The sequence below is a fragment of the Pseudomonas sp. BP8 genome (assembly GCF_017875955.1).
GTDB lineage: Bacteria > Pseudomonadota > Gammaproteobacteria > Pseudomonadales > Pseudomonadaceae > Aquipseudomonas.
Map to the genome: position 1 here is coordinate 2,592,897 of NZ_JAGINK010000001.1, position 15,422 is coordinate 2,608,318.

At 62.6% G+C, this 15,422-nt stretch carries 11 protein-coding genes; 2 read left to right on the forward strand and 9 right to left on the reverse strand.

Features of this window, described 5'->3' with window-relative positions; translation table 11 throughout:
• Positions 1–3 precede the first annotated feature (3 nt).
• The 9 genes from nuoH to J3B00_RS11315 all read right to left on the reverse strand — a co-directional run bounded on the left by nuoH (position 4) and on the right by J3B00_RS11315 (position 11,997).
• The gene (gene nuoH / locus J3B00_RS11275; protein ID WP_209867588.1) at positions 4–1,011 is read right to left on the reverse strand and encodes an NADH-quinone oxidoreductase subunit NuoH; all 1,008 of its coding nucleotides are present in this window, start codon (positions 1,009–1,011) and stop codon (positions 4–6) included.
• Positions 1,008–3,722, reverse strand: coding sequence for an NADH-quinone oxidoreductase subunit NuoG (gene nuoG / locus J3B00_RS11280; RefSeq protein WP_209867589.1), 2,715 nt, complete (start codon positions 3,720–3,722; stop codon positions 1,008–1,010). Before nuoG ends, nuoH begins: the two co-directional genes overlap by 4 nt.
• Before the next feature lie 133 nt (positions 3,723–3,855).
• Entirely contained in the window at positions 3,856–5,235 is a 1,380-nt protein-coding gene (gene nuoF / locus J3B00_RS11285; protein WP_209867590.1) for an NADH-quinone oxidoreductase subunit NuoF, read from the reverse strand.
• Positions 5,232–5,729, reverse strand: coding sequence for an NADH-quinone oxidoreductase subunit NuoE (gene nuoE, locus J3B00_RS11290; RefSeq protein ID WP_119142581.1), 498 nt, complete (start codon positions 5,727–5,729; stop codon positions 5,232–5,234). The genes nuoF and nuoE overlap by 4 nt, the downstream gene beginning before the upstream one ends.
• A gap of 2 nt (positions 5,730–5,731) precedes the next feature.
• Positions 5,732–7,513, reverse strand: a complete 1,782-nt coding sequence (nuoC, locus tag J3B00_RS11295) for an NADH-quinone oxidoreductase subunit C/D (protein ID WP_209867591.1) — start codon at positions 7,511–7,513, stop codon at positions 5,732–5,734.
• Positions 7,514–7,591: 78 nt separating this feature from the next.
• Positions 7,592–8,269 (reverse strand): NADH-quinone oxidoreductase subunit B, encoded by a 678-nt coding sequence (locus J3B00_RS11300; RefSeq protein WP_101318390.1) that lies wholly within the window; start codon positions 8,267–8,269, stop codon positions 7,592–7,594.
• 9 nt (positions 8,270–8,278) lie between these two features.
• Complete coding sequence (locus J3B00_RS11305) at positions 8,279–8,692, reverse strand: NADH-quinone oxidoreductase subunit A (protein ID WP_201199660.1); 414 nt, start codon at positions 8,690–8,692, stop codon at positions 8,279–8,281.
• A gap of 720 nt (positions 8,693–9,412) precedes the next feature.
• Positions 9,413–10,738, reverse strand: a complete 1,326-nt coding sequence (gene aceA, locus J3B00_RS11310; protein WP_209867592.1) for an isocitrate lyase — start codon at positions 10,736–10,738, stop codon at positions 9,413–9,415.
• Between the two features lie 494 nt (positions 10,739–11,232).
• A complete protein-coding gene (locus tag J3B00_RS11315) occupies positions 11,233–11,997 on the reverse strand; it encodes a secretin N-terminal domain-containing protein (RefSeq protein WP_245362526.1) in 765 nt (254 codons plus the stop codon).
• Positions 11,998–12,109: 112 nt separating this feature from the next.
• Between J3B00_RS11315 and J3B00_RS11320 the strand changes: the two genes are divergently transcribed.
• Together J3B00_RS11320 and J3B00_RS11325 are read left to right on the forward strand one after the other, a co-directional pair.
• The gene (locus J3B00_RS11320) at positions 12,110–13,825 is read left to right on the forward strand and encodes a S8/S53 family peptidase (protein WP_209867593.1); all 1,716 of its coding nucleotides are present in this window, start codon (positions 12,110–12,112) and stop codon (positions 13,823–13,825) included.
• 118 nt (positions 13,826–13,943) lie between these two features.
• Positions 13,944–15,386, forward strand: a complete 1,443-nt coding sequence (locus tag J3B00_RS11325; protein WP_209867594.1) for a SulP family inorganic anion transporter — start codon at positions 13,944–13,946, stop codon at positions 15,384–15,386.
• Positions 15,387–15,422 lie beyond the last annotated feature (36 nt).

Below are 15,422 nucleotides of genomic sequence, written 5' to 3' on the forward strand. Positions count from 1 at the left end.
TCCTCACTGGGCCGCGACGGCTGGCGTGTTGTAGAGCACGATCGCAGCGGTCACCAGCAAATTGATCAGGGTCAGCGGCAGGCAGAACTTCCAGCTGAAGTCCATCACCTGGTCATAGCGTGGGCGCGGGATCGAGGCGCGCAGCAGGATGAACAGCATGATGAAGAACGCGGTCTTCAGGGCGAACCAGAGGAACGGCACCTGCGGCAGAATGCCGAACGGACCGTGCCAGCCACCGAAGAACAGCGTTACCAGCAGCGCCGAGACGAGGATGATGCCGATGTACTCACCGACGAAGAACATGCCCCATTTCATGCCGGCATATTCAATGTGGTAGCCGTCGGCCAGTTCCTGTTCTGCTTCCGGCTGGTCGAACGGGTGACGGTGAGTCACGGCGACGCCAGCGATGAAGAAGGTGCAGAAGCCAAAGAACTGCGGAATGATGAACCACAGGTTCTGCGCCTGATAGTCGACGATGTCGCGCATGTTGAACGAACCGACCTGCACCACCACGCCCATCAGCGCCAGGCCGAGGAACACTTCGTACGACACGGTCTGCGCCGATGCGCGCAAGCTGCCCAGCAGGGCGTACTTGTTGTTCGACGACCAGCCGGCGAACAGCACCGCATAGACCGACAGGCCGGCCATGGCGAAGAAGAACAGCAGGCCGATGTTCAGGTCGGCGACGCCCCAGGTCGGCGTGATCGGGATGATCGAGAAGGCAATCAGCAGGGCGCTCATGGCCACGACCGGTGCCAGGGTGAAGATCATCTTGTCGACAAAGGGCGGGTTCCAGTCTTCCTTGAAGAACATCTTCAGCATGTCGGCAGCGATCTGGAACATGCCGAACGGGCCCACGCGGTTCGGACCGTAACGGTCCTGCCACCAGCCCAGCAGGCGCCGCTCGACGAAGCTGAGCAGTGCGCCGCAGACCACCACCGCCAGCAAGACCACGACGGCCTTGACCACGGCGATGATCGCATCGATCACTTCGGGGGTGAACCAGGTCATTGTGCTGCCTCCTCCAGGCCTTCGACGGATGCACCGAAGATGGCTGGCGGGATGCCGGCCAGGCCTTTCGGCAACGCGACCAGGCCTGCGCCCAGCTCTTCATTGACGCGCAGCGGCAGACGCAGCGAGACACCCGCGACGTTCAGGCTCAGCAGTGCACCCTCGTTGACCCCGAGGCGGTCTGCTTCAGACTTGGCCAGGGCCACGTAGGCCGCCGGGATGCGCTCCTGCACCGGCGCGGCGCGGGAAGAGTTTTCCTCGCTGCCAAGCAGGTGGAAGAACGGCACGGCAGTCCAGGTACCACGGGCCGGGCTGAACGCCGCCGGAATGGCGCTGAACCAGCTCAGGCGATCGCCTTGCGATTCGATCAGGCGAATGCCTGGGTCACCGGCACGCAGGTGACCGCCGACCTCGTCCTGGAACTTGTTCCAGGCTTGCGGCGAGTTCCAGCCCGGCGACCAGGCGAACGGCACCTGCTGGCGCGGTTCGGCCGAACCCGAGTAGCCTTCCATGGAGAAGGCGAACGCGGTGTCCTTGTCTTGCGGGGTACGTGGCTCGTGCACGCTGATGTTGGCGCGCATCGCGGTACGGCCGGAATAGCGCAGCGGCTCACGGGCCAGTTTCATGCCCTTGATGCGGAACGCAGCGCTCGGCGCGGCGTTGACGATGCCGGCCAGTTGCGGTGCGGCCTCGGCACAGGCGCTGGTGACGTGGTCGAGCTGAGTCCAGTCGATCGGCTTGTTGAGCAGGGTCGCACGCAGGGCGTGCATCCAGCGCCAGCCTTCGTGAATCTGGATGCTGCTGTCCAGGTAGGTCGGATCGAACACCTGGAAGAAGCGCTGGGCACGGCCTTCCTGGCTGACCAGGGTGCCGTCGCCCTCGGCGAACGATGCGGCCGGCAGTACCAGCTGGGCACGATCGCTGGTGGCGGTCTTGGAGTGATCGGCGACGATCACTACCTTGGCCGCGGCCAGGGCAGCGTCGACCTTGGCGGCCGGTACGCGGGCGTACAGGTCGTTTTCCAGGACCACGATGGCATCAGCCTTGCCGCTGATGACCGCGTCCAGCGCGGCATCGACGGAGTCACCGCCGAGCATGGCCAGGCCGAAGCTGTTGGCTTCCGGCACGACCAGGCTCAGCGAGCCATTCTTCTCGCGCAGCTTGAGCGCCTTGGCGATGTTGGCAGCCGCCTCGATCAGTGCAGGCTCAGCCAGCGAGACACCGGCAACCACCAGGGGCCGCTGGGCCGCGACCAGAGCGTCGGCGATGCGCTGAGCCAGGGCCTTGGCTTCGTCGTCCAGACCGGCTACCGCGGGGGCGCTTGGGTCAATGGCGTGGGCCACGGCAAAGCCCAGGCGGGCGAGGTCGGCTGGGGCTGCGTGGACGCATTCCTCGGCAACGTCGTCGAGCTTGGTTTCGGCCAGGCTGGCAATGAACAGCGGGTACAGCGCGTGCTGGCCGATGTTTTTCACGGCGGCATCGAGCCAAGGCTGGACGCGCATGGCGTCGGCCATGGCTTCAGCCTTGCCCTTGGTTGCCTGACGTACGGACAGGGCAATACGAGCGGCGGTCTGGGTGAGGTCTTCACCGAGCACGAACACCGCGTCGTGGTCTTCGATGTCGCGCAGGGTCGGCACTGGCAGCGGGCTGTTGTTCAGCACGTCGAGGGCCAGGCGCACGCGGGCCAGTTCACCGGCTTCCATACCCGAATAGAAGTATTCGCCGCCGACCAGCTCACGCAGGCCGTAGTTGCTCTCGAGGCTGGCGCGTGGCGAACCGATACCGACGATGGTGCGGCCGCGCAGCAGGTCGGCGGCCTTGTCCAGGGCAGCGTCCAGGCTCAGCTTGCTGCCATCGGCGAGCAATGGCTGGCGCGGGCGGTCCTTGCGGTTGACGTAGCCATAGCCGAAGCGGCCACGGTCGCACAGGAAGTACTGGTTGACCGAGCCGTTGAAACGGTTTTCGATCCGGCGCAGTTCGCCGTAGCGCTCACCCGGGCTGATGTTGCAGCCGCTGGAGCAGCCGTGGCAGATGCTTGGGGCAAACTGCATGTCCCACTTGCGGTTGTAGCGCTCGGAGTGGGTCTTGTCGGTGAACACACCGGTCGGGCAGACCTCGGTGAGGTTGCCGGAGAACTCGCTCTCGAGCACGCCGTCTTCAACGCGCCCGAAGTACACGTTGTCGTGGGCGCCGAAGACACCCAGGTCGGTACCGCCGGCGTAGTCTTTGTAGTAACGCACGCAGCGATAGCAGGCGATGCAGCGGTTCATCTCGTGGGAGATGAACGGGCCGAGCTCCTGGTTCTGGTGGGTACGCTTGGTGAAACGGTAACGGCGCTCGTTGTGGCCGGTCATTACCGTCATGTCCTGCAGGTGGCAGTGACCGCCTTCCTCGCACACAGGGCAGTCGTGCGGGTGGTTGGTCATCAGCCATTCGACGACGCTGGCGCGAAACGCCTTGGACTCATCGTCTTCGATGGAGATCCAGGTGCCGTCGGAGGCAGGGGTCATGCAGGACATGACGATGCGACCACGGGTGTCGTTCTCGTCGGTGTACTGCTTGACCGCGCACTGCCGGCAAGCGCCGACGCTACCAAGCGCCGGGTGCCAGCAGAAATAAGGGATGTCGAGGCCGAGCGACAGACAGGCCTGTAACAGGTTGTCCGCACCGTTGACTTCGAGCGCTTTGCCGTCTACGTGGATAGTGGCCATGGTTCAAAGTTCTTCGTTGGCCCGCGTGAGCAGGCGTGGCTAATGGAAATCGGTGTGCCTGCGGCTCTGCCCGATTCATTCGGGCGAGCCAGCAAGGCCGGCGGGTGGCACGGACCACCCGCGCTGCATCTTGTTATGCGCCGACCACGACCGGCCCGGTCGGGATCGGCTTCGCCAGGTTCGGGCGCAGGGCGTCACTGCCAGTAGCAGGGGCGACGCCGGCCTCGAATTCCGAGCGGAAGTATTTGATGGCACTGCCCAGCGGCTCGACCGCGCCCGGTGCGTGGGCGCAGAAGGTGCGGCCAGGGCCGAGGAAGTTGACCAGACCGAGCAGGGTCTCGATGTCTTCGGCGCGACCTTGGCCTTGCTCCAGCGAGCGCAGCATCTTCACGCTCCACGGCAGGCCATCACGGCATGGGGTGCACCAGCCGCACGACTCGCGGGCAAAGAACTCTTCCATGTTGCGCAGCAGCGAAACCATGTTGACGCTGTCATCGACCGCCATGGCCAGGCCGGTACCCATCCGCGTGCCGACCTTGGCGATGCCACCGGCGTACATCTGCGCATCGAGGTGCTCGGGCAGCAGGAAGCCGGTACCGGCGCCGCCAGGCTGCCAGCACTTGAGCTTGAAGCCATCGCGCATGCCACCGGCGTAGTCTTCGAACAGCTCGCGGGCCGGCACGCCGAACGGCAGTTCCCACAGGCCTGGGTTTTTCACCTTGCCGGAGAAGCCCATCAGCTTGGTGCCGTGGTCTTCGCTGCCTTCGCGGGCCAGCGACTTGTACCAGTCGACGCCGTTGCCAACGATCGCCGGCACGTTGCACAGGGTCTCGACGTTGTTCACACAGGTCGGCTTGCCCCACACGCCAACGGCGGCCGGGAAGGGCGGCTTGGAGCGCGGGTTGGCACGGCGGCCTTCGAGGGAGTTGATCAGTGCGGTTTCTTCACCGCAGATGTAACGCCCGGCGCCGGTGTGCACGAACAGCTCGAAGTCGAAGCCGCTGCCCAGGATGTTCTTGCCCAGCAGGCCAGCAGCCTTGGCTTCATCGATGGCGCGGTTGAGGTTCTTCGCCGCCGTGGTGTACTCGCCACGCAGGAAGATGTAGCCGCGGTAGGCCTTGAGGGCGCGGGCGCTGATCAGCATGCCCTCGACCAGCAGATGGGGCTGTTGCTCCATCAGCATGCGGTCTTTCCAGGTGTTGGGTTCCATTTCGTCCGCGTTGCACAGCAGGTAGCGGATGTTCATGGACTCGTCTTTGGGCATCAGGCCCCACTTCACCCCAGTGGGGAAGCCGGCGCCGCCGCGGCCCTTGAGGCCGGCGTCCTTGACGGTCTGGACGATATCGTCCTGGGACATCTGCGCCAGTGCCTTGCGGGCGGCGGCGTAGCCGTCCTTGGCCTGGTACTCGTCGAGCCACACCGGCTCGCCGTCGTCACGCAGGCGCCAGGTCAGCGGGTGGGTTTCGGCTGCGCGCGCGATGCGGTTGGCCGGGCCGAAGGAAGTGATGGTCATACGTAACCCTCCAGCAGTTTGGTCACGCCAGCAGGCTGGACGTCGCCAAAGGTGTCGTCGTCGATCATCAAGGCCGGAGCCTTGTCGCAGTTACCCAGGCAGCACACCGGCAGCAGGGTGAAGCGCCCGTCGGCGGTGGTCTGGCCGAGGCCGATGCCGAGCTCGCTCTGGATCTGGCTGACGACCGATTCATGGCCGCCGATATAGCAGACCATGCTGTCGCAGACGCGGATGATGTGGCGGCCGACCGGCTGGCGGAAGATCTGGCTGTAGAAGGTGGCGACACCTTCTACATCACTGGCCGGGATGCCGAGGATCTCGCCGATCGCGTAGATGGCGCCGTCCGGTACCCAGCCGCGCTGCTTCTGGACGATCTTCAAGGCTTCGATGGACGCCGCGCGCGGGTCCTCGTAGTGGTGCATCTCGTGCTCGATGGCCGAGCGCTCGGTTTCGCTCAGGGCGAAACGGTCGGTTTGGATAAGCGTGTTGTTCATGCTTAGCGGTCCACGTCAGCCATAACGAAGTCGATACTGCCCAGGTACGCGATCAAGTCCGCGACCATGCTGCCTTTGATCACCGAAGGGATCTGCTGCAGATGCGGGTAGCTTGGGGTGCGGATCCGGGTGCGGTAGCTCATGGTGCCGCCGTCGCTCGTCAGGTAGTAACTGTTGATGCCCTTGGTCGCTTCGATCATCTGGAACGACTCGTTGGCCGGCATGACCGGGCCCCACGAGACTTGCAGGAAGTGCGTGATCAAGGTCTCGATGTGCTGCAGGGTGCGCTCTTTCGGCGGCGGCGTGGTCAGCGGGTGATCCGCCTTGTACGGGCCTTCCGGCATGTTGCGCATGCACTGGTCGATGATGCGGATACTCTGGCGCATCTCCTCGACACGGACCATGCAGCGATCGTAGGCATCGCCGTTGTGGGCCAGCGGTACTTCGAACTCGAAGTTCTCGTAGCCGGAGTAGGGGCGGGCTTTACGCAGGTCGAAGTCCAGACCGGTGGAACGCAGGCCGGCACCGGTGACGCCCCACTCGAGGGCCTCTTTGGTGTTGTACGCGGCCACGCCGATGGTCCGGCCCTTGAGAATGCTGTTCTGCAGGGCAGCCTTGTTGTACTCGTCGAGGCGCTTGGGCAGCCATTCGACGAAGTCCTTGACCAGCTTCTCCCAGCCGCGCGGCAGGTCGTGGGCGACGCCACCGATGCGGTACCAGGCCGGGTGCAGGCGGAAACCGGTGATCGCTTCGATCACGGTGTAGGCGCGCTGGCGGTCGGTGAAGGTGAAGAACACCGGGGTCATGGCGCCGACGTCCTGGATATAGGTACCCAGGAACAGCAAGTGGCTGGTGATGCGGAAGAACTCGGCGAGCATGATGCGAATCACGTCGACTTTCTGCGGCACCTTGATCCCGGCCAGCTTCTCGACCGCGAGCACGTACGGCAGGTTGTTCATCACCCCGCCGAGGTAGTCGATACGGTCGGTGTAGGGGATGAAGCTGTGCCAGGACTGACGCTCGGCCATCTTCTCGGCACCACGGTGGTGGTAGCCGATGTCCGGTACGCAGTCGACGATCTCTTCGCCGTCCAGCTGCAGGACGATACGGAACGCACCGTGCGCGGACGGGTGGTTGGGGCCGAGGTTGAGGAACATGTAGTCCTCGTTGGCGCCCTGACGCTTCATGCCCCAGGCTTCCGGGTTGAAGCGTGCCGATTCCTCTTCAAGCTGTTGCTTGGCCAGGGTCAGGCTGTAGGGGTCGAACTCGGTGGCACGGGCGGGGTAGTCCTTGCGCAGCGGGTGACCTTCCCAGGTGGGCGGCATCATGATGCGGCTCAGGTGTGGGTGGCCGGCAAAGTCGATGCCGAACATGTCCCAGACTTCCCGCTCGTACCAGTTGGCGTTCGGCCAGATGCCGGTCACGGTCGGCAGGTTCAGGTCGCCTTCGCTGAGCGACACCTTGATCATCACATCGCTGTTACGTTCCACCGACAGCAGGTGGTAAAACACGCTGAAGTCAGCCGCCGGCAGGCCGCGGCGCTGGGTGCGCAGGCGCTCGTCGACGCCGTGCAGGTCGTACAGCATGCTGTACGGCTTGGCGACATTGCGCAGAAACGCCAGGACTTCCTTGAGCTGGGCGCGCTTGACCCACAGCACAGGCATGCCGGTACGGGTCTCTTGGGCGACGAACGCGTCGGCGCCAAAACGGTTGTTCAGTTCGACGACCACATCTTGGTCGTCAGCCTTGTAAGGCGGAATGAAAATAGCGTTGTCCGCTGTCATGGTCTCGGTCGCTTTGGGTCAACGTAAAGAATGAAGCCAGGCCGCCGGCTCCAAGGGAGCGGGCGGCAGGTCGCTGGATCAGACTTCGTCGGGGCTGCGCAGGTTGGTGACCTGAATACGCTGTTCACGACGCAGGTCTTTCTGGGCGGGCATCTCGGCACGGTAGATGCCTTGATCACCAACCACCCAGGAAAGCGGGCGTCGTTCCTGGCCGATCGATTCCTGCAGCAGCATCAAGCCTTGCAGGAATGCTTCAGGGCGCGGCGGGCAGCCGGGTACGTAGACGTCCACGGGGAGGAACTTGTCGACCCCTTGAACGACCGAGTAGATGTCGTACATGCCGCCGGAGTTGGCGCACGAGCCCATGGAAATGACCCATTTTGGCTCGAGCATCTGCTCGTACAGGCGCTGAATGATCGGCGCCATCTTGATGAAGCAGGTCCCGGCGATGACCATGAAGTCGGCCTGACGCGGCGATGCCCGGATGACTTCGGCGCCGAAGCGGGCGATGTCGTGGGGTGCCGTGAAGGCCGTGGTCATTTCCACGTAGCAGCAGGACAGGCCGAAGTTGTACGGCCAGAGGGAGTTCTTGCGACCCCAGTTGACCGCGCCACGCAGCACATCTTCGAGTTTCCCCATGTAGATGTTCTTGTGGACCTGGTCCTCTAGCAGTTGGTCGGTGACGGTTTCCCGCTCACCGACCGGATACTGCTCGTTGGGCGCATCCGGATCGATTCTGGTGAGATTGTATTGCATGCCAAAGCCTCATTGTTTCAGCTTCGCTTGCCGCTTGCGGCGACCTTCGGGAGCCCAATCAAGAGCCCCGACGCGCCAAAGGTAGACAAGACCTGCCAACAGAATTGCTATGAAAACGAGAGCTTCGATGAACCCGGTCCAGCCGCTTTCGCGGACGGACACAGACCATGCAAAGAGAAAGAGGGCTTCAATATCGAAGATCACGAACAGCATCGCGACCAGATAGAATTTGGCGGACAGGCGCAGGCGGGCGCTGCCGACGGGCAGCATGCCGGATTCGAAGGGTTCGTTCTTGGCGCGGCCCCAAGCCTTGCTACCGAGCAGGCTGGATAGGCCGAGCATGAAGGCACACAGGCCGACGACACCCAGGAGGAAGATGGCAAAGCCCCAGTTGTGGGCGATGAGTCCTGCCGAATCGGACATGCTAGAGATCCTTATACAGAGACCCAGCTCTGCAGTCTGAAATAAGTAACGCGGCGACGTGGTGTCGCAGGTGCAGTGACCAAATGTCGCAGCTGAATCAATCGCGCTGATTTTATGGGTAAACCTGATGCAAGTAAAATTTCTATAGCAAATTAATTCATAGGTTTAACAACAAAAACCCTTCGTAACTGGCTGAAAGCCTTGATTTTCGGGCATTGCGGGTGGTTTTGTTAATTATGTTTCTTGCAATCGGTAACGTTGCTCAAGTTGCGTAATGATAATTAATATCGTTTGAGGCTTCGCCACGTTCTTTAATTGCCTCGTGCCGTGCAAAGTTGATAGCGCTCACGCGGGGGCTTGCAAATGCGAAAGACTCTTGTTCTAGCAGTTTTCTTATCCCTGTGTACCGCTCTGGATCAATACTTTGGCGATTGGGATAGGTCTTTGCCGTGAGTGCAGCCCGCTGGCAGGCATGAGTTGTGATAGACAGTAGGGCTCTGGAAGGCGCCGCTGCATGGGGATGAGAGGCAGCTACGGCCCGGGCCAGAAGGCTGGTGGGGCGGGACATGGGCAGTCCTTGCTGTTTGTCGTTATGGGTGAAGCATAGACCTGATCCTGGGATTTGCCCTGCGCGCCCCTCCCGGCACCTCTGAATGAAAAAAGCCCAGGCACCCTCGCGGGGTCCTGAGCTTCCTTCAGTCCATGTGCAAACCCACTACATCAGTGGAACTGCTCTTCCTCAGTAGAGCCGGTCAACGCCGTCACCGACGAGGCGCCGCCCTGGATCACCGTGGTCATGTCATCAAAGTAGCCGGTGCCCACTTCCTGCTGGTGCGCAACAAAGGTGTAGCCCTTGCTGGCGTCAGCGAATTCCTGCTCCTGCAGCTTGACGTACGCGGTCATGTCGTTGCGCGCATAGTCGTGCGCCAGGTTGAACATGCCGTGCCACATGTTGTGGATGCCGGCCAGGGTGATGAACTGGTGCTTGTAGCCCATCGCCGACAGCTCGCGCTGGAATTTGGCAATGGTGGCGTCATCGAGGTTCTTCTTCCAGTTGAACGACGGCGAGCAGTTATACGACAGCAACTGGTCCGGGTACTCCTTCTTGATCGCTTCGGCAAAGCGCCGCGCTTCGTCCAGGTCCGGTTTGGCGGTTTCGCACCAGATCAGGTCGGCATACGGCGCATAGGCCAGGCCGCGGGCGATCGCCTGGTCGAGGCCGGCGCGCACTTTATAGAAGCCTTCACGGGTCCGCTCGCCCAGCACGAACGGCTGGTCGTACGGGTCGCAGTCGCTGGTCAGCAGGTCGGCGGCGTTGGCGTCGGTGCGGGCCAGGATAATGGTCGGTACACCGGCAACGTCAGCTGCAAGGCGCGCGGCCACCAGCTTCTGTACAGCTTCCTGAGTCGGTACAAGTACCTTGCCACCCATGTGGCCGCATTTTTTCACCGAGGCCAGCTGGTCTTCGAAGTGCACGCCGGCGGCGCCCGCTTCGATCATGTTCTTCATCAGTTCGTAGGCGTTCAGCACGCCACCGAAACCGGCTTCGGCGTCGGCAACGATCGGCGCGAAGTAGTCGACGTAGCCTTCGTCGCCTGGGTTCTTGCCGGCTTTCCACTGGATCTGGTCAGCGCGGCGGAACGAGTTGTTGATGCGCTTGACCACGGTCGGCACCGAATCTACCGGGTACAGCGACTGGTCGGGGTACATCGACTCGGCCGAGTTGTTGTCGGCGGCAACCTGCCAGCCGGACAGGTAGATGGCCTGGATGCCGGCCTTCACTTGTTGCACTGCCTGGCCACCGGTGAGGGCGCCCATGCAGTTGACGAAATCTTTGTCGGGGCGGAAGGACGGGTGGGCACCTTGGGTGACCAGCTTCCACAGTTTTTCTGCACCCACCTGGGCCAGGGTGTGCTCCGGTTGCAGCGAGCCACGCAGGCGAACGACATCAGCGGCGGTGTAGGTACGGGTCACGCCTTTCCAGCGCGGGTTCTCGGCCCAGTCTTTCTCGAGGGCTGCAATTTGCTGTTCGCGTGTCAGTGCCATGGAAATAAACCTCGTCGCATCGATCTTGGGGTAATTGTGCTGATGCTCAAAGTCGCGGATCAGAAGCCTGGCGGCTGTCCTGTTCGGCGGTAGTGCGACGGCAAACGCGAAGGCTCGAAGGGGAAAGAGGGTGCAGGGCGGGCAACGTAGTGCGGCAGGTCGGCTCGTGGATGCCTTGCTGCGGTGCGACATGGTTTGCCTGATGACTGCGGTGATGCGCTTCCGTCCCTCGGGACAACTTCTTCGTGCAGTCGCAATCCGGTCGAACCGCCTTGTGGGCCGTATAGACACGAGGCGCCTCCAGGGGTGGGAGGAGCGCGCCTCGAAGACCCTTGCCAGGGGCTCTGATTAGCGGGAGCGAGGCCATCATGCCCTCGGCAAAAAGTACCTGTCAAATGTTTTGTAGTGCTTTTTTATGCTTACTACATCTTTCGTCTAATGCGACTCGGCAGTCAGTTTCAAGGCCTTTGGTCGAGGCCTTGAATTGCCTGGGATCAGTCGAGAAGGTCGACTTTGACACGCAATGTCATGTTTTCACCGCGTTGGGTGCTGTAACTGTGGCTTGACGTGTTGCGTTCGGCTTGGCTCTGCTGATTGAACCCGGCCAGAGTGATCCACTCGCCGAGCCGTCCAGTGACGGTTGTGTCGGTACTTTGCACTTTCACTACATCAGGACGTTCGTCGCTTATACGGTCATTATTGCTGCTGATTGCCAACCTGACCGTCTCGCCGCTGACGTTTGGGGTTACGTAAAAACCCTGGGTCACATTGCGGTATTCGGTGTCGGTCTGAACGCGACCATAACCGTCGGTACTGCTACTGGTGATCGGCACGCTCTGGCCGACCTGGATCAGTGCCGGTTGGCCTTCGCTGGCCTGTATCTGCTGCAACCCGCCTTCGCGATTGGCGGTGCCGTAGCGGATGACTCGGGCGTTGCCGCGGTTATCCTGGAAGTTGCTGTCGTTGTTGTCGACGCTGATCAGCAGACGCTTGGGCGCGGTGTCCAGCTGTTGCAGCAGGGTCCGCAAGTCGTCGATGCGCTCCGGACTGGCATTGACGATCAGCTTGTTCTCGAACGCGCTGACGCTGCCGTCCTTGCCCAGAAAGGACTGGGCGGTCGGCAGCAGCTCGGCGCTGCTGCGGTGCTGCAAAGGCACGACCTCGGTGGCAGCCTGAGCGGTGAGGCTGGCGGCCAACAGCAGGGAGGCGATGAGGGGGCGTAGCGGCATGTCCATGATCTCCGCAAGTGGAATGAACATGATGGCAAATTTGTCCGGGTCTTGCCTGCGATCAAGGTCAGTGTTGTGGCTGAACCTTTCATTTGTGCGCACAGTCGCAAAGGCAAGGCCATTCAACGACTGCGAGGCATGGATGAAACACCTGCTGCCCGTGCTGCTGTGCCTGCTTTCGCCAGCCCTGGCTGCGCAGGATTCATTGCGTATCAAACAACTGCAACGGTGTACCGACCTGCTCGGTGACAGTCCGCAGCAACACTGGTGTCTGCGTGCCGAAGGCATGACCGGGCAGACGCCAACGCTCTGGTTGGGTGAGCGCAGGTTGCCGGCAGCAGATGTGCAGCGCGAAGGCGACAGGCTCAGGTTCACGCTCCAGGCAGGCGCTGCTCCCAGTGCTCCCCTTTGGCTTCAAGCAGAGGGTCAGCAAAGCAACCCGGTCTGGCTTACGCAACAGCGCAGTCATGTGGTGGCTGCTGGTCCCACCGAAGTGGCAAAGAACATGGACGGTTTGACCACCTACCTGGACCTGGTCAGCGTGCTGATCGAAGAGAAGCATGATGGGCGCAAGGAAGCCCAGCGCATCGCCGATAAATTCGGCGCAAAGGTCATCGGCGCCATCCCGCCGCTGAATATTTACCAATTGCGCCTGCCGGTACACAACCTGGTCGAACGCGATGCGATGGTCCTGCGCATGGGGAGCGAAACCAGCGTCGATGCGGTAGTGATCGAGGAGTCGTCGCCCGAGCCTGGCGAGGAGGGCGCAGGGCCTGCGAGCGGCTCGATCAACCAGGCAGACGAGTGGGCCGCGAACCGCTTCATGGACGCGCTGTACTTCTACCAACGGCGAATCCAGGCGTCGTCGATCGCGGTCAAGCCGATCAGGGTCGGTGTGATCGAGCGCGAGGTTGACTTCGATGCGCCAGCCTTTGCCGGCTATCGAGGGCCCTGCAGCCGTGGCCAGACCTGTGTCTACGCCCGCGATGGCGACAAGCCAGAGAGCCACGGCAGCCATGTTGCCGGGATCCTCGCCGGAGCTGCGGCCAATGGCGGCTTTCTATCCAGCCTAGGCAAGGCCAGTCCTGGCTTCGAGGTGATCGTCGAGCGCAACTCCGATGCCGGCATCACGGCCAACATCGCCGCGTCGGTCAACCTGGTGGAGGATGGTGTGCGCGTGTTGAACTGGAGCTGGGGCATCCACCGTGTCGGCGCGCGCAACGTGAAGGGCGACGAGGTCGACTCGCTGGTGCGCTCGGGGCTTGCCATGAGTGGTTATGAAGAGCTGCTCGAGGAGTTTTTCCTGTGGTTGCGCAAGGCCCATCCTGACGTGGTGGTGGTCAATTCGGCGGGCAACGGCGCCTCCTGGTCGGGCACTGACGAGTACCGCCTGCCATCGTCGTTCATCACCGATCAGTTGCTGGTGGTGGGTGGCCATCAGCGCAGTCACAAGGCAGTGCCGGTGAGCGATCCCGAGCACGTGCGCAAGCGCAAAAGCTCCAACATCGACATGCGTGTGGACGTCAGTGCCGCCGCGTGCATACGCTCGCCTGGGGCTGAGCAAGCGCACTGTGGCACGTCCTACGCCACGCCGCTGGTGACGGCCACGGTGGCGGCGATGCTGTCGATCAATCCAGCGTTGACGCCGGAGCAAGTGCGCATGCTATTGCGCCGCAGTGCCCTGACCCTTGGGGTGGAACAGGACTTCGAAGCCATGGATGCCGAGGACCTGACCGCACCCATACTGCCCTCTGAGCGCGGCGGTCGGCTGGACGATCCGGACCTGGGACGCTCGGCCCGGCTGGACATGCAGCGCGCGCTGGACCTCGCTGTGCAAAGCCTGAAGCGTGTGCGCTAAGGCGAGGAGGCTGGCCGCTGACAGACATTTTCCGTAACATCGCGGGCCCTATCGCGGGGCAAGCCCGCTCCCACGCAGACGCGGTGGGGTTGCCAGAATCGCTTATCACAGGACCTTCATGAAACCCGCCCGACTTCGCGCCGATATCCTCGCCGGCCTGACCACCTCGTTCGCCCTCGTACCCGAGTGCATTGCCTTTGCTCTGGTCGCTCACCTCAACCCGCTTATGGGTCTCTATGGCGCCTTTATCATCTGTACCCTGACCGCGCTGTTCGGTGGCCGCCCGGGGATGATTTCCGGCGCCGCCGGCTCGATGGCGGTGGTGATCGTGGCCCTGGTGGTGCAGCACGGCGTCCAGTACCTGCTGGCGACGGTGCTGCTCGGCGGGGTCGTGATGATCCTGTTCGGCGTGCTGCGCCTGGGCAAGCTGGTGCGATTGGTGCCTTACCCGGTGATGCTCGGCTTCGTCAATGGCCTGGCCATCGTCATTGCCATGGCCCAGCTGGAGCACTTCAAGAGCGGTGAACACTGGCTCAGCGGCTCGCCGCTGTACCTGATGCTTGGCCTGGTGGCGCTGACCATGCTGGTGGTCTATGTGCTGCCGCGGCTGACCCGCGCCGTGCCGCCTGCGCTGGTGGCGATCCTCGGTGTCGGCTTGCTGGTGTACCTGTTTGACCTGCCCACGCGCACCCTCGGTGACATGGCCCACATCGCCGGTGGCTTGCCGCAGCTGGCCTGGCCCGAGGTACCGTGGAACCTCGAGACGCTGAAGATCATCGCGCCCTATGCGTTGCTGATGGCCATGGTCGGCCTGCTGGAAACCCTGCTGACCCTCAACCTCACCGACGAGATTACCGAAAGCCGGGGTTTTCCTGACCGCGAATGCGTTGCACTGGGTGCCGCCAACATGGTGTCGGGCTTGTGCGGCGGCATGGGTGGTTGCGCGATGATCGGCCAGACCGTGATCAACCTCAGCTCCAACGGTCGCGGGCGCCTGTCCGGCGTGGTGGCGGGGGGGATGATCCTGCTGTTCGTGCTGTTCCTGTCGCCGCTGATCGAGCGGATTCCGCTGGCGGCGCTGGTCGGGGTGATGTTCGTGGTGGCCCAGCAGACGTTTGCCTGGGCGTCGTTGCGGGTGCTGCACAAGGTGCCGGTCAGCGATGTACTGGCAATCATTGCCGTGACGGTGGTCACGGTGTTCACCGACCTGGCCGCCGCAGTGCTGTTCGGCATTGTCATCGCCGCGGTCAACTTTGCCTGGCAGCATGCTCGTGAGCTGTATGCCGACAGCCATGATGATGGCGAAGGCGGCAAGCGTTACCAGGTACATGGCACGCTGTTCTTTGCCTCGACCACGCCGTTTCTCAACCAGTTCGACCCTGCGGGTGATCCGGCCAGTGTGACGCTCGACTGCAAGCACCTGAGCTTTGTCGATTACTCGGCGGTGGCCGCACTGCAGACCTTGCGCGAGCGGTATGCCAAGGCCGGCAAGCACCTGCGCGTGGTGCATCTGTCGGAGCGCTGCAAGAAGCTGCTCAAGCGGGCGGGGGAGCAGCATTGAGATCTGCGAGGGTCTGTGCGGATAGGTGATCCTGTA